Here is a 20,626-nt window from a genome sequence, read left to right on the forward strand (position 1 = left end):
TGTATTTATTTTTTTACTAGTTTTAAAAAATCAAACGAACCCAGTATCATGAAACGTATCATTGTAGATTTCAAAAAATTAACACCCGAAATTCTTTCTATGCTCGTCGATAAATATCCTGATGGATATGATGACGATGCCGTAATTAAATTTAAAAACGCTAAAAACGAAATAGTCGAAGCGGTTGAGGTAAGAACTGAAGACACCATTTATTTAGTAAAAGTAAGTTCAAGACTCGAAACGTCGATGGCAAATTTTGACGTTGATGACTACGAAGACGATGAATTGAATGAACCTATAGTAGAACTTCCAGAGAAAAAACTAGATGATGACGATGAGCCATCGGAAGAATTAGACGATGATTTTTAAACATAAAAAAAAGCCCCTTAATGGGACTTTTAAATTTATCTATAGTTTTGATTATGCGTGTTGCATATCATGTTTACCTTCTTTTATCTCTTCGATAAGTTTAGCATTAAATGCTGGCAAATCGTTTGGATTTCTACTTGTAACGAGTGCTTCATCACAAACCACTTCTTGGTCAACCCAATTAGCGCCTGCATTAATTAAATCATCTTTTATAGATGAGAATGAAGTCATTTTTCTACCTTTAACAACATCCGCAGAAATTAGTGTCCATGGTGCGTGACAAATTGCTGCTACTGGTTTATGTTGCTTAAAGAAATCTCTAACAAATACTAAGGCGTTTTCGTTTCTTCTTAGAGTATCTGGATTTATTACTCCTCCAGGTAATACTAATGCGTTGTAATCTTTTGCGGTAACTTCACTCAAAGTTTTATCAACTGTGTATTCGTTACTCCAGTTACCATCACTCCAACCTTTAATTTTTCCTTTTTCTAAACTCACGATTTCAACTTGAAAACCTTCAGCTTCCATAGCTTCTTTTGGTGATTTTAATTCAGATTCTTCAAATCCGTTTGTTGCTAATATTGCTATTCTCTTATTCATGATAGTTTCTTTTAAATTAATTTTCCTTTTTACTTATACCAAAGATAACGCTAAAGCCCAGCTATGACTAGGATTTAAAGCTAAGGTTATATTAAACTTTGTTAAGAGAAGTATAATGAAACTCAATCTGTTTCTTGATCATGTTGCATTTCGGCCGCTGCCTTAAAAGATTGAAGTTCGGCAAGTTCGCGTGCATAGGAAATCGTAGCATCTTTTGTTGGCTCTACGATAATGTTTTGGTAGTTTGTCCAAATTACCGTAAATGACGCGCCAAAGAATAAAATAAGACAGGAATAATAAACCCACAACAAAACAAGTACTACACCACTCGCGGCGCCAAATACAGATGCCGGATTTGAATTTGCAAAATAGAATCCAATCGCGTATTTACCCAATAGAAAGAGCAAACTAGTCACAGATGCACCTAGAAGCGTATATTTCCATCTAAGTTTAACATCTGGAAGAATACTGAAAATACTTGCAAAAAGCGCTGTAATTATAAGTTGCGAGAGCACAATATTTATAGCTTTCACGATAACCGCAGAGGTTTCAGAATAATATCTACCCAAATAATTACTAAAAACATCAATAACAGCAGACGCTCCAAGAGAAACCAATAATAAAAAGGCGATAGCAGCAACAAGTCCAAAAGCAGTCATTCGGCGTTTTAGGGTGTCAATGATTGAAGAACTTTTAGCACGAACGCCCCAAATAGCATTCAATGCTTTTTGAAGTTGGAAAAAAACGGCGGTTGCTCCAAAAACGAGCATCCCGATTCCGATTACATACGTCATTACGCCACTATCTTCCAGCATAGCGTTTTTAATCATGCTTTCAATCGCCTCGGCACTTCCCTGTCCCATTAATACAGATAGCTCTCTTGTAAGGCTTCCAGTGACCGCTTCGGTACCAAAAAAAATTCCAGCAACCGAAACACTTATCATTAAAACCGAAGGCATAGAGAAAAGTGCATAATACGCAATAATGGCGCTCGTAGCCCACGGGTCAATGCTGTCCCAATGGTTGTAGGTGTCTTTTAAAAAAGTAAAGATTTTTTTCATAGATAACGTTCTTTCATCACATTACAGTGATGTATTTCGTGTCCGCTTATAATAAACCCAGCTGCAGCCACCGAAAGGTCTCCCCCATTAGCAATACCCTTTTGCCTCAAGACAGTCTCACTCATTCCTTTAAACAATAAAATTGTCGCAGCTCTATTTGCTACATATTCTTTGATTAAATAATCCATAGAACTTTTATTAGCAAAGCTATTAGCTACATACATATCTTGATCAAAACCTGGCAAAGTCTCTCCTTGATTACGCGCAAACGCAAGTGCCCTATATGCAAAAACACGTTCTGTATCGATAAGGTGCAATAAAATTTCTTTCGGGGTCCACTTCCCTTCTCGATAGCGATATTCATGCTTTTCAGCCGGAATATTCTCAAAAAAAGTTACGGTTGCCAGCATGCCATCAGCTAATAATTCCGCTAATGTCGCTTCTCTATTTAAAGAAATGTAATTTTTGTAATAAGATATATAATCTGTGGTTTGTAGTTGAGATGGTTTCATTTTTAAGCGTTAATTATGAAATACGCTAAGATAGAAAAACCCTTTGCTGTTATGCAAAGGGTCCCAATTTAAATATATGTTAATTATGCTATAACGTTCTAAAAATTGAATGCATCAATCTCTTTTTATCGTTGATGCTTTCCTCTAGAGAAATCATGGTTTCGGTTCTCGTAACTCCTTCTATATCATCAATAGCATAAATTATATCTTTTGCATGTGTTGTGTTTTTAGCACGTATTTTACAAAAAATATTGAACTTGCCTGTAGTAACATGCGCAACAGTTACAAATGGAATTTCTGCAATTCGTTCTAAAACAAATTGTGTCTGCGAGGTTTTATTCAGGTATATTCCCACATATGCAATAAAGGAATACCCAAGCTTTTCATAATCTAATCGCAATGAAGACCCTGTAATAATCCCTGCTTCTTCCATTTTCTTTACGCGAACATGTACCGTTCCTGCAGAGATACCATGCTGCTTTGCAATATCGGTAAATGGGGTTCTTGTATTTTCTATGAGCATGTCAAGTATACTCTGGTCTGTTTGGTCTAATTTGAATTTCATTTGTAGGTTTTTAGTGACGTCAAATTTATTCAATTTACTCAAGTTCTAAGATGTTATAGATGTTAAATTAACATCAAATTGTTCTTTTTATCGAAAATAGATGTCACTTTTTGACCAATATGGAAATTTCCTTGCGAATTTATCAAAATTTCTTCACCGTCTAACTCAAACGTTTGATGTCCCAATTTTTCTGTTTCGTTATAAATCCCATCAATGGTCAATTCGAACGCAACAGCATTATCTTTTAAAATTTCCTTGTATTGCAAACACACTTGACACGCTGGTTTTTCTTCTGAAATAAAAACCCCATTCAAAACAACATCATTGAAAATCTTTTCATTCTCAGGAATATCAAAATAGGTAATGTCTTTATTTCTTTCAGAAAATTGACTAATATCAAACATCGCAATCAAAGCAAAAAAGATGTAACTACGCGAAACCTCTCGTTCGTAGTCGCCTGGCGAGTGTCCCGCCTCAAATAAGATAGTGGGAACTCCCGCTGTTGTAAATGCATCTCCTACGCAATTGGGGTTATAACCATCATCAAAACGACCTATTTTATTCGGAATCATTTCATTCAATCCAGCAATTGCTCTATCAATATAAGAAATGGCAGCATTCCTTGCAGGAGTTATGGTCCGTTTATTATTTGCGGCAGGAGCCAAAAAAGAAATCGTAGCTGGAAATTTTCCCTTTAAACCAAAAATACTTCGTTGGTCGTGCATGTTTAGACATAAATCTGGTTTTTCCTTATTAAATATAGTTCGCAAAACTTGACTTTCCTTTTGCGTAAGATTATTTGCATCTCGATTTAAATCAACTTTATTCGCATTTTCGCGCGTATATAATTTTGCACCATCCGGATTCAAAATGGGGATAATTGTAAATGAATATTTCTTTAAAAAGATTTCCACCTGTTTCTGAAATGGGCCAAGGGATGAAATAAATTTAAAAAAATCAAAAATTGCCTTCGTCGTTGTAGATTCGTTTCCGTGCATTTGTGACCAAACCAAAACTTTTTTAGGTCCCGTTCCAAATTTAACCATAGGAATTTCAACACCATTTTCTGATGTTCCAGCCACCTCAATTTCAAAAATAACAGCATAGGAATCCAACAAATTTTCAATATGGTTTATGGTCACATATCTACCAGAAAGCGATGCTTCAAAATTCTGTTTGTACCATTCTGTGATGTTCATTGCTCCCATTGTTAATTACAAATGTAAACATAGAATAGTTTACATTTGTAAACTATATTAAAATAGAAAATTGTGTACTGTTGTAAACAAAACAATGAGTGTTTTGCGAAACTTGAAGAGCAGACAATTCAAATTACTAAATATTATATTAAATTATTAATTTTCAGTATTTTAAATATATTCAATTAAAGTTATAGTTGTTACATTATCTTAATAATTAAAAGTTTAATTGTAAGCTATGTAAAATTAATTTACATTTGTAACGTTATTTCAATATAGAGAATAATTACAATGGTCAACAGTGCTCAATTTTCAAAAAGGCTTCAAAAAATACTGGATTATTACGGTGTTTCGGCCACTGCTTTTTCTGAAATGATAAGCTTTAACAGATCCACTATTTCGCATCTATTATCGGGTAGAAATAAGCCGAGTTTAGAATTTGTAATGAAAGTTTTAGAGGCATATCCCGAGGTAGAATTATACTGGTTGCTAAATGGAAAAGGCACCTTCCCTTCCACTCAAAAAACCGAAACGTCAAAAATTTCAGAAGCATTTCAGAAACAAGAAAATCAAAAATCTGAGGGCATAGAAAAAATTGAAAATGATGAAAAACAAAAATTTCATCAAGAACATATTTCCGAAGTAGCAAAACAAAAAACACTTTCTGAAGTTCCTATTTCAGAAAAATCAAAAAACAAAAGTGAAATTGATAGGATTATTATCTTTTATAAAGACGGCACATTTTCCGAATTTAAAAATTGAGAAATAGTTTTGTTTGATTGAAATTTTGGAAATTTGCTTAAAATTATTTTATGCGCTTTCTTTTAGTCTTTCTCTCGTTATTTTTATGTACAAGCTGTTATAACGTAGAACGAAATTGCCAAGATTTTAAAAATGGCTCCTTCGAATTTGAACAATTATTAGGCACCGAAATCATCACCTCCACTTTTACGAGACAGGATGGCATTGCCATTGAGCATTTTCAAAACAAAGTAGATACGTTTAGCGTGCGATGGATCAATGAATGCGAATATATAATGCGGAAATTGCACCCAAAAACTCCATACGATGAAGAAGCCCTACATTTTAAAATTTTAAGCACCACAAAAGATACTTACACATTTGAGTATAAAATGGTCGTCAAGAAAGAAAACCAAGCGCACACAGTAAAAAAAGGGACGGTCCGTAAAGTGAAATAAATCAAAAATGAAACAAGTTTCGGGAGAAGAATACTGGACGAATAGATATAAACAAAACCTTACTGGTTGGGACATCGGTCATATTTCTACGCCTTTAAAAGCATACTTTGACCAGCTCACGAACAAGAGACTAAAGATTTTAATTCCAGGCGCAGGGAATGCTTATGAGGCTACCTATCTTTATAATAATGGTTTTAAAAATGTGTTTGTTTTAGACATTTCAGAAGAACCGCTCCACGCCTTTTCTCAAAGAAATCCCGATTTCCCGAAACACCAACTGATACACGCCGATTTTTTTAACCACAGTAACACATACGATTTAATTATCGAACAAACGTTTTTCTGCTCATTTGTTCCAACGAAACAAAACCGCGAAGCTTACGCCAAGAAAATGAACGAACTACTTGTCAATAAAGGCAAACTCGTGGGATTGTGGTTTGATTTTCCATTGAAGGATGATTTTGAAAAACGACCCTTTGGCGGGAATAGAGCTGAATATCTCAGTTATTTCAAACCTTATTTTGAAGTTCTAACTTTTGAAAAAGTGTATAATTCCATTGGACCAAGAAAAGGACAGGAATTATTTGGGATTTTTATAAAACAGTAATTTACTTCTCTTTACTCTTTAACATTGCATTCTGTTCTTCCATCAATTTTTCAATATTTGAAAGCAATTCAATATTCTTTGGTGTAGAAACCTCCTTGTTTTTAGGGTCTTCCGCTTTGTTCTTGAATCGATTAATAAATTTTATGACGATAAAAATGGTAAAAGCAATGATTACAAAATCAATTAAAACTTCTATTAATTGACCGTAGCCAATTGCAATTTCTTTTACATCTCCTTCCGCAGCTTTGAGAACGTATCTTCTATCTGCAAAGTTTATTCCGTCTGTCATCAATGACAGCGGTGGCATAACAACTTTTTTAACGATTGTATTGACAACGTTATTAAAGGCGGTACCAATAATGATACCCACCGCCATGTCAATCATATTGCCCTTTACGGCAAAATCCTTGAATTCTTTTAATAGTCCAGCCATTGTATTTTTCTACTTAATGTTTTTTTATTTTTTACTTCGGAAATTTGCTGTCCAAAAAACTGTTAAGCTTCCATCATCAAAACTTTTACTTAAAATAATGACGCTTGTCCGTCCGGATCTATTGGGGGCTCTTCTCCATCATCATTAGAAGATTTTTGGGTTGTTGAATTATCCGTTTTGCTAGTAGATTCTTTTTCAGTCTCATTGGCTACTTCCTCTTCTTCCACTACTTCCATTTCTTGAGCTGAAACTTTTTCTGGCTCCTCATAAGGTAATGGTGACAACGCATTTATTTCAAGCACTTTATCTTTTGTCAACTGATTACCCATTGCAGTAATTCCTTTGATAGAAATAAAATCTTCTAGACTAATTTCTAAATTTTCAGCACGGTCCTGTCCTCGCTTTTTCCCAAAGACAATTTCGGCTACCGGACGATAGTCTGTAAAAATTTTCTCTAAGTAAGACTTTGGATGCTCGGTGATAATCAACTCGTCCTTATCGGGATTGTCAATTAAAAAACGTTTGACGTAAAAAATTTCTTTTTCACCTTCCCAATAAATAGCTGATAAAGGTTTCTCAGGAACCCATTTCTCTAAAACAATAACATCATCTGCAAAACGTAATGTCAATTCTGGAACGACCGTTTTTACAATTCCTTTTTGATCAATAATCAACAGTCTGTCTTCACTGGTAAATTCGCCCAGCAACTCGCCTCTTCCGTCAACATTTAAGCGTTGCACCGTATCGTCAAACCAAATCTTCCTCGGCTTCAATGTTGATAAACCCTTCTCTTTTAGCTCAATACGTTTTACGGGATACTTAGTAACAATATTTCCTTTTGAAGCACGTCCTTTTACAAGGATGTCACTAAAATCTAAATCCCATTTTAACTTTTTAATGCTTCCACTTTGACGAAGTAATACTGTTACGACTTCAGCTTCTCCATTGGAGTTTGCTGTAAAATAAAGACATTTAGACCCTTTGCTTCCATTTGTTAAATCATATTCTCTATCGCGGGTCATACTGGTCACCGCAAAACGTTTTACGTACGTTGCACCTTTTACACCATCTTTATAAATCATATTATAAATGGTCCGCTTGTCTTTCTTTTTGAATACGGCGACATGCAGAATATTCTTCCCGATAAAGGTTTTCGCGTCCACTTTCGTGACCATCATTTTTCCTTCTTCGGTAAAAACGATGATGTCGTCTATATCGCTACAATCGGTTACATATTCATCTCTTTTTAGGCTTGTCCCAATAAAACCTTCTTCTCTATTTACATAAAGTTTTGTGTTTCTTATCACCACTTTAGTGGCTTCGATGTCATCAAAGACTCTAATTTCCGCTTTGCGTTCTCTACCTTCCCCGTAGTCTTTTTTCAGCCTGGTAAAATAATCAATCGCGTAGTCAATTAAATGGGCTAAGTGATGCTTTACTTGATCTATGCTTTCATCCAAAGCATCAATCTTTTGCTGTGCTTTGTCAATATCAAATTTTGAAATACGCTTGATTCTAATTTCGGTCAATCGTACGATATCTTCTTCTGTTACTGCTCTTTTTAAGTGTTTTGTAAATGGCTTTAATCCCTTGTCAATCGCAGCGATAACGCCTTCCCAAGTTTCCTCTTCTTCGATGTCTCGATAGATTCGGTTTTCAATGAAAATGCGTTCTAGGTTTGCATAGTGCCATTGTTCTTCAAGTTCTCCGAGTTGGATTTCTAATTCACTTTTCAGCAATGCAACAGTACGGTCTGTGGAACGTCGTAACATTTCAGTAACACCCACAAATAAAGGTTTGTTGTCCTCAATCACGCAGCCCAAGGGCGAAATGGAATTCTCGCAATTTGTGAATGCATACAATGCATCAATGGTTTTATCTGGCGAAATTCCTGGCGCGATGTGAATCATTATCTCCACTTCGGCCGCCGTGTTATCCTCTATTTTTTTAATCTTTATTTTTCCCTTGTCATTCGCTTTTAAAATAGAATCGATAAGTGAACCCGTATTTGTTCCAAAAGGTATCTCGCGAATGACCAATGTATTTTTATCGTGCTGTAAAATACGCGCGCGACTCTTTATTTTCCCGCCACGAAGTCCATCATTATAATCTGTGACATCTACCATTCCTCCCGTTGGGAAATCTGGAAAAATGGTGAATCGCTTGCCTTGTAAATGCTTTACCGAGGCATCAATCAACTCAATAAAATTGTGTGGTAACACCTTTGTGGAAAGACCCACGGCAATTCCCTCAGCGCCCTGAGCCAATAGCAATGGGAACATAACGGGCAAATTAATAGGTTCTTTGCGGCGGCCATCGTAACTGGCTTGCCAACCTGTAATTTTTGGATTGTAAACAACGTCCAGCGCAAATTTAGAAAGTCGCGCTTCAATATATCGAGATGCCGCCGCGCGATCGCCGGTTAAAATATTACCCCAGTTTCCTTGGGTATCAATGAGTAAATCTTTTTGTCCAATTTGCACCATCGCATCTGCAATACTCGCATCTCCGTGCGGGTGGTACTGCATGGTATGCCCCACAATGTTTGCCACTTTATTGTAGCGCCCATCATCGAGGTCTTTCATAGAATGCATGATACGGCGTTGCACTGGTTTAAAACCATCTTCAATAGCCGGCACGGCGCGCTCTAAGATTACATAACTGGCATAATCTAAAAACCACTCGCGGTACATGCCCGAAACGCGTGTAATGGTCTCGGTTTCTATTTCTTGTTCTTTCTCGGGTACCAAGTTGCCTTCGCCATCTGCTTCCAGATTTTCAAAGTTGATATCCTCCGGTTCTAAGTTTTCTTCGTTGTTTGAGTTTTCGTCACTCATAAATTTATATTTCTTCTTTCTGAAATTTTAATTATTAATGTATTATTGTTGCTAAAAAATAATACTGAATGATTTATTTTCACTTGGCACAATGACATCATTAACCTTAACTACATCAAAAACTCGTTGATCAAAACAATCGCCCTCTATTGTTTTAAATTTAATATTGATAATCACAAATTGTGTCCCATCTTCATTGATTACAAATTTAAAATCTTCGTTATCTTCCATTAATAATGAATCAAAGTTGATGGCATTAAAATTACCGGGAAGCTCTTGAAACTCTAGCTGAATAAATGTTGTTTCATTAAAGAATATGAAATTTTGAAATTGAAATACATTATCTGGTCCAATTAATGTATTGCCATTTTGATCTTCAATAAAAATACGTGATACTTGAGATTGTTGTGTGCCATTTTCACAATTTATACCATTATCATCTTCACTGCACCCCATAAATGCAAATAAAATTAATAATAACACTACAGCTTTTTGTAATGGTGTTTTCTTCATAGTTTCAAAGTTGATATCCTCGGGTTCTAAGTTTTCTTCGTTGTTTGAGTTTTCGTCACTCATATATAGTTAATTCTTGTTTTGATATTTTGATTAAATCATCATCTTCAATTATAAATCTCTACTCCTCAACAGTATCCAATTCCACCTTCAAATTCTCAATAATAAACTCTTGTCTATCGGGCGTGTTTTTGCCCATATAGAAGCTCAATAATTCCTCAATACTCATTTGCTTGTCCAGCATCACTGGGTCTAGGCGTATATCTTCACCAATAAAATGCACAAACTCATCAGGCGAAATCTCCCCAAGTCCTTTAAATCTTGTGATTTCTGGTTTTGGTTTTAGTTCTTCCATAGCGTTTCTTCGCTCCTCATCGGTGTAGCAATAGATGGTTTTCTTTTTGTTTCGGACTCTAAAAAGAGGTGTTTGCAAAATATACAAATGCCTTTGTTTTATAAGTTCTGGAAAGAATTGGAGAAAAAAAGTAATCAATAATAACCGAATGTGCATTCCATCAACATCGGCATCTGTTGCGATAACCACGTTGTTGTATCGCAAGTCTTCCATGGATTCTTCAATATTCAATGCGGCTTGTAGCAAGTTGAACTCTTCATTTTCATACACTATCTTTTTTGAAAGTCCGTAGCTGTTCAAAGGCTTACCTTTTAAACTGAAAACCGCCTGCGTATTAACATCTCGACTTTTTGTGATACTTCCACTCGCACTATCTCCCTCTGTTATAAATAATGTAGATTCAAGATTGCGTTCTTTTTTGGTGTCGCCCAAATGTATGCGGCAATCTCGTAATTTTTTGTTGTGTAGGTTCGCTTTTTTCGCACGGTCTTTAGCCAATTTACGAATGCCCGAAAGTTCTTTTCGCTCACGTTCGGCTTGCATGATTTTACGTTGCAATGCTTCGGCGACGTCTGTATTTTTATGTAGAAAATTATCGAGTTGCGTTTTTAGAAAATCGTTGATATATGTCCGTACGGTTGGGAATTCGCCACCCATTTCCGTAGAACCTAATTTTGTTTTCGTTTGACTCTCAAAAACAGGCTCCATCACCTTAATGCTTATCGCACTTACAATAGACTTGCGAATGTCACTCGCCTCGTAGTTTTTACCGTAATGTTCTCTAATTGTTTTAACAAGACTTTCCCGAAACGCGGCTTGGTGCGTACCCCCTTGCGTGGTATTCTGCCCATTGACGAAACTATGGTACTCCTCGCTATATTGCGTTTTACTGTGGGTTATTGCCACTTCAATATCTTCGCCTGTTAGGTGGATAACTGGATAAAGCATGTCCTCTTGCGACATGTTATCTTCCAGCAAATCTTTAAGACCGTTTTCACTAAAAAACTTTTCGCCGTTAAAATCAATTGTCAGCCCCGGATTAAGATATACGTAGTTGCGGAGCATTTTCTCCACATATTCATTTCGGTATTTATAGTTTTTGAAAATGGCTTCGTCGGGATGAAAAACCACTTTTGTTCCTTTACGCTTTCCACTTTCTTCAACCTTGCTATCTACTGTAAGATTTCCTTCGCTAAATTCGGCATATTTTGTTTGATTGTCTCTGGTTGAATCTACTCTGAAATATGAAGACAAAGCATTCACCGCCTTTGTTCCTACCCCATTTAGACCAACAGATTTCTTAAACGCGCGAGAGTCATATTTTCCACCCGTATTCATTTTTGAAACCACATCAACGACCTTCCCTAAAGGAATTCCGCGGCCATAATCACGTACTTTCACTTCCTTGTCTTTGATACGGATTTCAATGGTCTTCCCCGCTCCCATCACAAATTCATCGATACAGTTATCAATAACTTCTTTCAATAAAATATAGATACCATCGTCTGGCGACGACCCGTCTCCAAGTTTCCCAATATACATCCCTGGACGCATGCGAATGTGCTCTTTCCAATCGAGCGAACGTATGTTATCTTCTGTATAATTTGTCTCTGCCATAAAATCGTGTGAATAGTTGTTAAATATAGCGTTTCGCAGTCGGACTTGGAATATATCCAAACAAAAGTAATTAACAATTGTGAGGATAAATTGTTAATTAGTTCAAGTTGTTTTTTGTGTCACATTTCCGAAGAAAAAAGGATAGTCTTTTATTTTACTTCGGAAATTTTAAAGGTGGATTTTATTTAAATGATTAAACATTTAGTGAGAAAATCTCAAATGTGAGAAATTTCCGAAGCCATCTGTAACAATTTAAGCCTTTGGCACGTATCATATAATGTACTACAAACAGAATTATGGGAGGAAGCGGACACGGACAGACAGTTTTAAACAACAACAGAAAACTTTTAGGAAAGCGATATAGCTTATTCTCAAAAGAAACCAATGCCCGCATGCGTGAAACCAAAAGGGGAAACTATCAAGAAGGCATTGTTGATGACAAAAAATTTACTGCTTTTGAACGCCAACAAATTCAACTTACAATAAAGAACCAATCTAAAATAAAAAATAGAATATTGTTTGTTGCCTTAATACTGATCGTATCTGTAGTAAGTTTTGGGTTTTTCAAATTAGTAACCGCTCCCGAGATTGTTAAAACTTCGGACGATATTATTAAGTACGAAAAAGAGTATTTGCGATATATTGAGCGAGGTGATACTTGGATTGAGTACAAAAAATGGGAACCAGCAATACAGCTTTATCAAAAAGCATTAATCTATTATCCTAATGCTTTTGAGCCCAATTATAGATTGGCGCTTGCCTATAGTTACAGCTGCAAATTTCAAAACTTTCATTGTGAAGATGGAAGTCATTTAATTGAAGAATTATCGAATGAATTTCCGGATAATGCTGGTCAATTTTTGGTTTTAGATTCTATATTCAAAAAATACAAGAAGGAACCAATCTTTTTGAGTAATTGAAGATTTATTTGGTAAGAAATTCATTTTGAAGAAATAATTATTTGGTAACATTTTGTTAAACCGAATTCATATTTGCAAAGCAATTATATTTTTGTGGCTATGAAAAAACTCTTTTTACCCTTAGTATTTATTTTAGGATTAGTAACTGCAAACGCACAGAGCGAGTCTCCTTACGAGTGGGACTGGGCTCGTGACGGGATTTGGACCGGCGCAGCCCTTGGCGGATCAGCCTTTGGACTTTACCTCATTGGCGAAAAAGACGATATTGATGAAGCGGAGTTTGCGCGCATTGAAGCTGAACTAGCCGCCGATGCCGTTGACATCAATTTTTTAGACAATTGGGTTGTGGGAAAACATGATGAAAAAGCGAGCGAAATAAGTGATATTCCATTTGCGATTTCCTTTGCAGCACCTTTTGTTATGCTCTTTGATGATAAAATTAATGACCACACAGGTCAATATTTAGGGCTTTATATTGAGAGTCTTGCTACTACAGCTGCAATGTATTCTATTACCGCAGGATTAGTGAATCGTAGTCGTCCATATGTCTATGACAATAGCGGAGATACAGGAATCGATAGGAGAAAAAGTAATAATGGGCAACGTTCATTTTATTCTGGCCACGTTGCTGCCACGGCATCGGCGACCTTTTTTATGGCAAAAGCCTACAGCGATTTTAATCCCGACGCTGCTCCATTAGGCAAAACATTAATTTGGACAGGTGCAGCTGTTTTACCAGCAACCGTAGGTTATTTTAGAATGGAAGCGGGACAACACTTTTTAACCGATGTTTTATTAGGCTATGCGCTTGGTGCTGCCACTGGTTATTTAGTTCCAGAATTACACAAGAAAAGATTAGACGGAGTTTCATTATACCCAACGGGAGGAGTTAATTTTTTGGGTGATGAATACAAAGCAATGGCACTTAGAGTACAATTTTAATACAAATAACATTAGCATAACAAAAAGGGCTTTTTCTACTATTAGAAAAAGCCCTTTTTTTATTAGAATAGTATATTAACTCACTAAACATTAAAACGGAAATGCATCACATCTCCATCGCTTACAACATATTCTTTTCCTTCCACCCCCATTTTTCCAGCTTCTTTTACTTTTGCTTCGCTACCATAACTTACGTAGTCTGCATATTTGATGACTTCAGCACGAATGAATCCTTTTTCAAAATCGGTATGGATTACTCCCGCTGCTTGTGGCGCAGTTGCACCTACGGGAATTGTCCAAGCACGAACTTCTTTTACTCCTGCTGTAAAATACGTTTGTAAATTCAGTAATTTGTATGCACCACGAATCAATTTTGCTGAACCTGGCTCTTCAAGACCGAGGTCTTCCAAAAACATCTGGCGTTCTTCAAAAGAGTCTAATTCTGTGATATCTGCTTCTGTTCCTACTGCTAGGATGATTACTTCGGCATTTTCATTGGCAACGGCGGCTTTTACTTTTTCTACATATTCGTTACCTGTTGCAGCCGCATCTTCATCTACATTACACACATACATTACCGGTTTGTCTGTAATAAACTGTAATGGTCTCACAAACTCTTCGCGGTCTTTTTCTGTAAAGTCAATTGCTCTAACTGAAATTCCTTGCTCCAAAGATTCTTTGATTTTCACTAAAATGCTTTCTTCTTTTTGAGCTTCTTTATTTCCGGTACGCGCGGCACGCTTTACTTTTTCAAGTTTTTTATCGGTAGTTTCCAGATCCTTTAATTGCAATTCAATATCAATCGTTTCTTTATCTCTAATAGGGTCAACGCTTCCGTCCACGTGAACGATATTGTCATTGTCAAAACATCGTAACACATGTAGAATAGCATCTGTTTCTCTAATATTTCCGAGGAACTGATTTCCAAGACCTTCGCCTTTACTAGCGCCTTTTACAAGACCCGCAATATCTACAATCTCCACAGTAGCGGGCAATACGCGCTCGGGATTGACTAATTTTTCTAATTGAACCAAACGATCATCAGGGACATTTACGACTCCAATATTGGGCTCAATAGTACAGAATGGAAAGTTTGCACTTTGCGCCTTAGCGTTGGACAAACAATTAAAAAGTGTTGATTTACCTACATTGGGCAATCCTACAATACCTGCTTTCATGACATATTTTTTGTTTTTCTGAAATGTAACACGAATGTTAATTTAGGTCATATTTCAGAATTAAATTTTAACCTAAAAAATCGTGCAAAGATATGGTTTAATAGGATATTAAGTCACAAATAGAAATCCTTTCTTTTTAAAATTATAAGAAAACTTTATTACCTGTTTTGCAAACAATTAACAACTCCTTATCTATTTTTGAATCAAACATTTAAAACAACAAACCCATGAAAAAATTAGCAATTAGTCTAGGTGTATTAATTTTCGCAGCAGGCGGGATGATGGCACAAGAAAATGTAGACGTTAAGAAAGAGACTGTTACTAAGAAGGTAAGAGTACACGATAAATATTCTGAAGATGTTCAGGTAACTGAAGACGTTGAAGAAGAAGTTGAAGTTATTCAAGTTGAGCAAAATAATCAAACTAATCAAGAGACTTCAAGACTATCCAATAAATCAGAAGGCAAAAACGTCTTAGTTAAAACTTCTACAGTTGATACTGACAAAATGAAGCAGGACGCGATGAAGAACGAAATGCTTAAAGAAGAAATTGAGGTTAAAAAAGTTGCTGAATTGCAAGAATCTAAACAAAAAATGATGGAGCGCGAGGAAATGGAGAAAAAAGCAATGGAGCAAAAAGAAGCGATGCTCGAAAAAGAACGTTTGGAGCGTAAGGCAATTTTAGAAAGAGAAGTTGGTCAAACTGAAAAAGAGGCTAAAATGATGGCGAAAGAGGCTAAAAAAGAGAAAAAAGCGGCTAGAAAAGCTAAGAAAAAAATTGATAATAGATAATTAAAAAAGTCTATCATCATGAATCGGTTTCAATATTAATTATTGAAACCGATTTTTTTATTTCAAACTTTCTTCAATGGTGGAAGTGTATTCTGCGAAAGTACCTATGTTGTGATGCGTTGCGTTTGGTATTGTTATAAAAGTAAGCTGTTTTTTAGGGATTTGCGTAGCTAGTTTTTCGCCTGATTTATAATCTACTATAGCATCATTGGTTCCATGATAAATAACGATTGGTGATGTTATATTTTTGACGTATATATTGCTTGTCAATTTAATTTTCAACAATGAATCTAAAAAAGGAATCCATGAAAATTTCTGCTTTGCTACATCCTTAAGATTATAAAATGGTGTTTCTAAAATTACTTTTCGAGGTTTGTTTTTGGACGCCAAATATGTTGCAAATCCAGTCCCTATAGACCTACCATAAATTATAATATCTTTTTCTGAATTTGATTTTAGAAGATAATTATACCACAATTGGGTATCGTCTAGCATTTTTTGTTCATCGATACTGCCAGTGCTTTTTCCATATGTGCGGTAATCGACTACTAAAACATCATACTGCAAGGTTGTAAAATAAGACGCAATATGCCCCCAACGAGACAAATCTCCAGAATTACCGTGAAAATATAAAATAACACCTTTAGGGTTTTCAACTTTGAAATGAATGCCGTGTAGCGAAACGTCATTTTCTGCAGTCAATCTCACTTCTTCAAATGAAATATCGAAATCGAATGTATAATCTTGATCTAAACTTGTTGCTGCAAATACTATATCCTCTTGTTTAAAATACATTACGGCTGTGCCAATTGAGATGAGTAAAATAAGACCCGTTAGCGCGATTAAAGCCCTCTTAATTATTTTTTTCATTATTTATAAGAATGCTTAACACCTATGCTAGTTGTGGATAAATCAATATCTACCGTGCGTTCTTGGATAATCCGGGTCAACGTTTTATGATACGCAGCAAAGGTATTCATGTTTTTGTGTCCACCACCAAGAATGGGATATAATTGTGTTTTTTCTGGTTGTATTTCGGCCAATTTTAAACTCGATTTAAAAGGTATTAACTTATCATCGGTCCCGTGAATGATGTGAATGGGACATTTTACATATTTTAGCCATTTGTGCGTAGGCATTGGGTATCGCAATAAAATACTCAAAGGCATAAATGGCATATATCTATTTGTCACTGACAAAAGGCTATAATATGGTGCGTCGAGGATAAGCATTTTTGGAGTGTTCATTGAAGCCAACTTTGTTGCAAATCCAGAGCCTAAGGATCTGCCGTAAAGAATGATGTATTCTTCCGGAACCCTATCTTTTATTTTGTTGTATACAAATTGTAAATCTCTTTTAATTGCCTCCTGCGAGCGTTTTCCAGTACTTTTTCCGAAACCTCTATAATCAACCATGATTACGTCGTATTGGTTTCGGGTGAAGTCGACCGCAAATTTACCCCAACCTCTAATGCTTTTACTATTTCCTTTTAAGTAAAGCACGACACCTTTTGGGTTAGTGGTTTTAAAATGAAGTCCGTTAATAGTTGCGCCATCTTTTGTTTCAAGATTATACTCGTCAACTTTTTGGTTTTCATATTCGAAAAGAAAATCCTTTGGAAGCTTCTCTGGTTTAAAAAGAAATTGATCTTGAAGATAATATAGCAATACACTAATCACAATGTAGATTGCAAGTATCCAAATGAGTGTATGAAGCCAAACGGGCATGAGGAATAATTTAATTAAAACCGAAATGTTTGTCCTATAAAGTTACATTAAAATTTCAGAAGAAAACAACGCATAAAAAAAGAGTCTCGATTGCTCGAGACTCTTTATCTATAAAAATTTAACCTGAAATATTATTTCTTCACAAACTTCTTAGTTAATGTTCCCTCTGTTGTATTGATTTTCAAAAAGTAAACACCACTTGTCAATATGGAAGTATCTATTTGATTTTTATTTGTCGAAACAGGTATCGTTTTTCCTAAAGCATCAAAAATTTGTACCGAATCAATCGTAATTTGAGATGTTGTTTGGATGAATAGTATATTGGTTGTAGGATTTGGAGAAATACTAACTTGCGATTGTAAATTATCATTTACTGACAATTCGGTACAAATTGCTCCATAGACAAAATTACCGAACAATTCGCCACTACCAGTCATACCCTCTAGTTCAATTCTAGTAATCTGCTCATCAGATATTAACCCAACAAAAGCCTGTGTTTCAATAGGGGCATTAATAACATAGGTTTCAATCAAAACATCACCTATTCCATAAATCCTAATTGACGTGTCAGGGTTACTATTTTCCCAAACATCTGCAGCTACAGCAAAAACGGGTGGGTCAAAAGTTGCGATTGTAAATTCTGCAAAAGCAGATGCACCAATTAAAGAATCAGTATTCCCTATCGCGCCTGCAGGTATGTTTACCATATCTGTATTGCTTGAAGCTGTGGCAATAAAACCATCTTCAATTTCACCAACAGCAAAACAACTATCGCCAGCACTACTAATGGACAATCCGCAAGGGGTAATAGTAGTTGGACCATTTGTAAAGTTTTCACTTGTAAGCACAGTATTTGGACAGTTAGTCAAAACACCGGCATTAAAATTAGCTAAATCAGTATATGTCTCTATAATAGGCATTCTATTCGTATCGACTCTAGACATGGTTGCCACTGAACGCCCAGAATTTGATGCAGGGTGAGCATTTGAAGTTAAAGCTTCATTATAATTTGTTGGACTCTGAGCAAATGAAATTGTGCAGGTCAATAATGTGAGGATTGTAATTTTCTTCATTTTATTTTTTTTGTAGGGTTAAATTAATATTTCAGAATAAAATATAAAAAAGAGTCCCGATTGATCGAGACTCTTTAACTATATAACTAAATGTGACTTCTTATTTCTTTCCGTCCATTTTGTCTTTTAAAGCTTGAAGTGCTGAGTTAGCATCCCCTAAAGTAGGTTTCGCTTCGTCGGCTTGTGCAGCAGCTTTCTTAGCAGCTTGCTTTACAATCTTCGCTTCTTCTTCTTTGTGAATTGCCATGTGAGATGCTACCACTTTCTTGAAATCTTTATTGAATTCAATAATTTGGAATTCTGCTTCTTCACCTTTTTTCACATCAGTACCGTCTTCTTTTTCAAGGTGACGTTTAGGTACAAATGCAGAGATATCTTCGTTAAAGTTGATAATCGCTCCTTTGTCAACAACTTCGTCAATAGTAGCTGTATGTGTAGTACCTACTGCAAACTCAGCCTCATACTTGTCCCAAGGGTTATCCTCAGTTTGTTTGTGACCTAAACTAAGTTTACGTCCTTCAACATCTAATTCAAGTACAACAACATCAAGTTTGTCTCCAATGTTTGTAAACTCACTTGGATGCTTGATTTTCTTAGTCCAAGAAAGATCAGAGATATAAATCAATCCATCAATTCCTTCTTCTAATTCAACAAATACGCCAAAGTTTGTAAAGTTACGTACAATACCTGTGTGGCGTGAACCTACTGGATATTTTGTTGTGATATCAGTCCATGGGTCTGGTGCCAATTGTTTGATACCTAAACTCATTTTACGTTCTTCACGGTCCATTGTCAATACTTGCGCTTCAACAACATCACCAACATTTACAAAATCCTGTGCGCTACGTAAGTGTGTAGACCAAGACATTTCGCTAACGTGGATAAGACCTTCAACACCTTCAGCAACTTCGATAAATGCACCGTAATCTGCGATTACAACTACTTTACCTTTTACTTTATCACCCACTTTAAGCTCTTCACCAAGTGCATCCCAAGGGTGTGCGCTCAATTGTTTAAGACCTAATTGGATACGTGTTTTATCCTCATCAAAATCAAGGATTACAACGTTCAATTTTTGGTCAAGCTCTACAATCTCGTTAGGGTGGTTGATACGTGACCAAGAAAGGTCTGTAATGTGTACCAATCCATCAACACCACCAAGATCAACAAATACTCCGTAAGATGTGATGTTCTTCACGATACCTTCAAGTACTTGTCCTTTTTCAAGTTGTCCAATGATTTCTTTTTTCTGCTCTTCGATATCTGCTTCGATAAGCGCTTTGTGCGATACTACAACGTTTTTAAATTCGTGGTTGATTTTCACAACTTTGAATTCCATAGTTTTACCTACATATACATCGTAATCTCTAATAGGCTTCACGTCAATTTGAGAACCTGGCAAGAATGCCTCAATTCCAAAAACGTCAACGATCATACCTCCTTTAGTTCTGCACTTCACAAAACCGTTAACGATAGTTGCTTCGTCGTGTGCTTTATTAACACGGTCCCAAGCCATAATCGTTCTCGCCTTACGGTGAGAAAGAATCAATTGACCTGTACTGTCTTCACGCACATCAATTAAAACCTCAACTTTATCCCCTACCTTAAGGTCTGGATTGTAACGAAATTCGTTTAAAGAAATAACACCTTCACTCTTCGCGTTGATGTCGATAATTACATCACGGTCCGATAAGAACACTACTTCACCTTCAACAACCTCATCATCAAGTGTATCTACGAAGTTTTCCGTTACTAATTTTTCAAATTCCTCTAACTTACCATCATCTACGGGGTCAATTCCCTCTTCGTAGTTGTGCCAGTTAAAATCCTCAAGAAATTTCTCAGGATTTGATTCTTTTAAAGAAGGCTCTCTTTTTTCCTTTACAGGAGCGGCTACTTCTTCTTCAGTTGTTTCTACTGAGTTCTCCATTTCTGCATCGGCAGGAGCTACAACAGCAGGAGTTCTTTTTCTTGTTTTTTTAGCAGTTTCTTTAACCGCTTCGTCTTTTGCTTTTTCAGCCATTTGTTTAATTCTCTTAAGGATTTAATATTCCCGCGAAAGCGAAAAGCTTTAACCTCAATGAGTTTTTGTATTCTGCTAGTGTATACTGGTTAAAACGACGCACCC

General features: G+C 36.0%; 21 protein-coding genes. 7 read left to right on the forward strand and 14 right to left on the reverse strand.

The features are described from left to right. Positions 1 to 48 precede the first annotated feature (48 nt). Entirely contained in the window at positions 49 to 369 is a 321-nt protein-coding gene (locus tag ACSHW7_RS07130) for a hypothetical protein (RefSeq protein WP_435678644.1), read from the forward strand. Positions 370 to 420: 51 nt separating this feature from the next. Here ACSHW7_RS07130 and ACSHW7_RS07135 read toward each other — a convergent pair whose 3' ends face one another. From ACSHW7_RS07135 to ACSHW7_RS07155, 5 genes are all read right to left on the reverse strand, one after another. Further along, positions 421 to 969, reverse strand: coding sequence for a type 1 glutamine amidotransferase domain-containing protein (locus tag ACSHW7_RS07135; RefSeq protein WP_435678645.1), 549 nt, complete (start codon positions 967 to 969; stop codon positions 421 to 423). Positions 970 to 1,091: 122 nt separating this feature from the next. Next, positions 1,092 to 2,030 (reverse strand): YihY/virulence factor BrkB family protein, encoded by a 939-nt coding sequence (locus ACSHW7_RS07140; protein WP_435678646.1) that lies wholly within the window; start codon positions 2,028 to 2,030, stop codon positions 1,092 to 1,094. Beyond that, on the reverse strand, positions 2,027 to 2,542 hold the full coding sequence (locus ACSHW7_RS07145; protein ID WP_435678647.1) for a DinB family protein: 516 nt from the start codon (positions 2,540 to 2,542) through the stop codon (positions 2,027 to 2,029). Before ACSHW7_RS07145 ends, ACSHW7_RS07140 begins: the two co-directional genes overlap by 4 nt. An 88-nt stretch (positions 2,543 to 2,630) precedes the next feature. Further along, positions 2,631 to 3,107 (reverse strand): Lrp/AsnC family transcriptional regulator, encoded by a 477-nt coding sequence (locus tag ACSHW7_RS07150; protein ID WP_435678648.1) that lies wholly within the window; start codon positions 3,105 to 3,107, stop codon positions 2,631 to 2,633. A gap of 62 nt (positions 3,108 to 3,169) precedes the next feature. Then, positions 3,170 to 4,306, reverse strand: a complete 1,137-nt coding sequence (locus ACSHW7_RS07155) for a M14 family zinc carboxypeptidase (protein WP_435678649.1) — start codon at positions 4,304 to 4,306, stop codon at positions 3,170 to 3,172. A gap of 291 nt (positions 4,307 to 4,597) precedes the next feature. Here ACSHW7_RS07155 and ACSHW7_RS07160 point away from each other — a divergent pair, with 291 nt between their 5' ends. From ACSHW7_RS07160 to ACSHW7_RS07170, 3 genes are read left to right on the forward strand one after another with little or no spacing between them, the layout of a single operon-like run. Next, positions 4,598 to 5,068 (forward strand): helix-turn-helix domain-containing protein, encoded by a 471-nt coding sequence (locus ACSHW7_RS07160; RefSeq protein WP_435678650.1) that lies wholly within the window; start codon positions 4,598 to 4,600, stop codon positions 5,066 to 5,068. A gap of 50 nt (positions 5,069 to 5,118) precedes the next feature. After that, positions 5,119 to 5,505 (forward strand): hypothetical protein, encoded by a 387-nt coding sequence (locus ACSHW7_RS07165; RefSeq protein WP_435678651.1) that lies wholly within the window; start codon positions 5,119 to 5,121, stop codon positions 5,503 to 5,505. A gap of 7 nt (positions 5,506 to 5,512) precedes the next feature. Beyond that, positions 5,513 to 6,112: a methyltransferase domain-containing protein gene (locus ACSHW7_RS07170; RefSeq protein WP_435678652.1), complete on the forward strand. Its 600-nt coding sequence runs from the start codon at positions 5,513 to 5,515 to the stop codon at positions 6,110 to 6,112. A 1-nt stretch (position 6,113) separates the two neighbouring features. Here the strand turns inward: ACSHW7_RS07170 and mscL are convergent, their stop codons facing one another. The 4 genes from mscL to ACSHW7_RS07190 all read right to left on the reverse strand — a co-directional run bounded on the left by mscL (position 6,114) and on the right by ACSHW7_RS07190 (position 11,867). Continuing rightward, positions 6,114 to 6,545 (reverse strand): large-conductance mechanosensitive channel protein MscL, encoded by a 432-nt coding sequence (gene mscL, locus ACSHW7_RS07175; protein ID WP_435678653.1) that lies wholly within the window; start codon positions 6,543 to 6,545, stop codon positions 6,114 to 6,116. Between the two features lie 89 nt (positions 6,546 to 6,634). Beyond that, positions 6,635 to 9,382: a DNA gyrase/topoisomerase IV subunit A gene (locus ACSHW7_RS07180; protein WP_435678654.1), complete on the reverse strand. Its 2,748-nt coding sequence runs from the start codon at positions 9,380 to 9,382 to the stop codon at positions 6,635 to 6,637. A 51-nt stretch (positions 9,383 to 9,433) separates the two neighbouring features. Continuing rightward, complete coding sequence (locus tag ACSHW7_RS07185) at positions 9,434 to 9,958, reverse strand: hypothetical protein (RefSeq protein ID WP_435678655.1); 525 nt, start codon at positions 9,956 to 9,958, stop codon at positions 9,434 to 9,436. A gap of 58 nt (positions 9,959 to 10,016) precedes the next feature. After that, positions 10,017 to 11,867: a DNA topoisomerase IV subunit B gene (locus tag ACSHW7_RS07190; protein ID WP_435678656.1), complete on the reverse strand. Its 1,851-nt coding sequence runs from the start codon at positions 11,865 to 11,867 to the stop codon at positions 10,017 to 10,019. A 296-nt stretch (positions 11,868 to 12,163) separates the two neighbouring features. Here ACSHW7_RS07190 and ACSHW7_RS07195 point away from each other — a divergent pair, with 296 nt between their 5' ends. Both ACSHW7_RS07195 and ACSHW7_RS07200 read left to right on the forward strand, forming a co-directional pair. After that, positions 12,164 to 12,787, forward strand: coding sequence for a tetratricopeptide repeat protein (locus ACSHW7_RS07195; RefSeq protein ID WP_435678657.1), 624 nt, complete (start codon positions 12,164 to 12,166; stop codon positions 12,785 to 12,787). A 99-nt stretch (positions 12,788 to 12,886) separates the two neighbouring features. Beyond that, entirely contained in the window at positions 12,887 to 13,729 is an 843-nt protein-coding gene (locus ACSHW7_RS07200; RefSeq protein ID WP_435678658.1) for a phosphatase PAP2 family protein, read from the forward strand. Between the two features lie 83 nt (positions 13,730 to 13,812). Here the strand turns inward: ACSHW7_RS07200 and ychF are convergent, their stop codons facing one another. Further along, positions 13,813 to 14,907 carry a redox-regulated ATPase YchF gene (gene ychF, locus ACSHW7_RS07205; RefSeq protein ID WP_435678659.1) on the reverse strand — a complete coding sequence of 365 codons (1,095 nt, stop codon included), beginning with the start codon at positions 14,905 to 14,907 and terminating at the stop codon, positions 13,813 to 13,815. Positions 14,908 to 15,134: 227 nt separating this feature from the next. On the opposite strand from ychF, the gene ACSHW7_RS07210 reads away from it, so the two are divergent. Continuing rightward, positions 15,135 to 15,698: a hypothetical protein gene (locus tag ACSHW7_RS07210; RefSeq protein ID WP_435678660.1), complete on the forward strand. Its 564-nt coding sequence runs from the start codon at positions 15,135 to 15,137 to the stop codon at positions 15,696 to 15,698. Between the two features lie 57 nt (positions 15,699 to 15,755). On the opposite strand, the gene ACSHW7_RS07215 is transcribed toward ACSHW7_RS07210, so the two are convergent. The 4 genes from ACSHW7_RS07215 to rpsA all read right to left on the reverse strand — a co-directional run bounded on the left by ACSHW7_RS07215 (position 15,756) and on the right by rpsA (position 20,428). Beyond that, on the reverse strand, positions 15,756 to 16,568 hold the full coding sequence (locus ACSHW7_RS07215) for an alpha/beta hydrolase (RefSeq protein WP_435678661.1): 813 nt from the start codon (positions 16,566 to 16,568) through the stop codon (positions 15,756 to 15,758). Beyond that, complete coding sequence (locus ACSHW7_RS07220; protein WP_435678662.1) at positions 16,568 to 17,425, reverse strand: alpha/beta hydrolase; 858 nt, start codon at positions 17,423 to 17,425, stop codon at positions 16,568 to 16,570. The genes ACSHW7_RS07215 and ACSHW7_RS07220 overlap by 1 nt, the downstream gene beginning before the upstream one ends. A 131-nt stretch (positions 17,426 to 17,556) precedes the next feature. Beyond that, positions 17,557 to 18,498, reverse strand: coding sequence for a T9SS type A sorting domain-containing protein (locus tag ACSHW7_RS07225; RefSeq protein ID WP_435678663.1), 942 nt, complete (start codon positions 18,496 to 18,498; stop codon positions 17,557 to 17,559). Positions 18,499 to 18,598: 100 nt separating this feature from the next. After that, positions 18,599 to 20,428 (reverse strand): 30S ribosomal protein S1, encoded by a 1,830-nt coding sequence (gene rpsA, locus ACSHW7_RS07230; RefSeq protein WP_435678713.1) that lies wholly within the window; start codon positions 20,426 to 20,428, stop codon positions 18,599 to 18,601. Positions 20,429 to 20,626 lie beyond the last annotated feature (198 nt).

This window comes from Patiriisocius sp. (genome assembly GCF_051252435.1).
Classification (GTDB): domain Bacteria; phylum Bacteroidota; class Bacteroidia; order Flavobacteriales; family Flavobacteriaceae; genus Patiriisocius.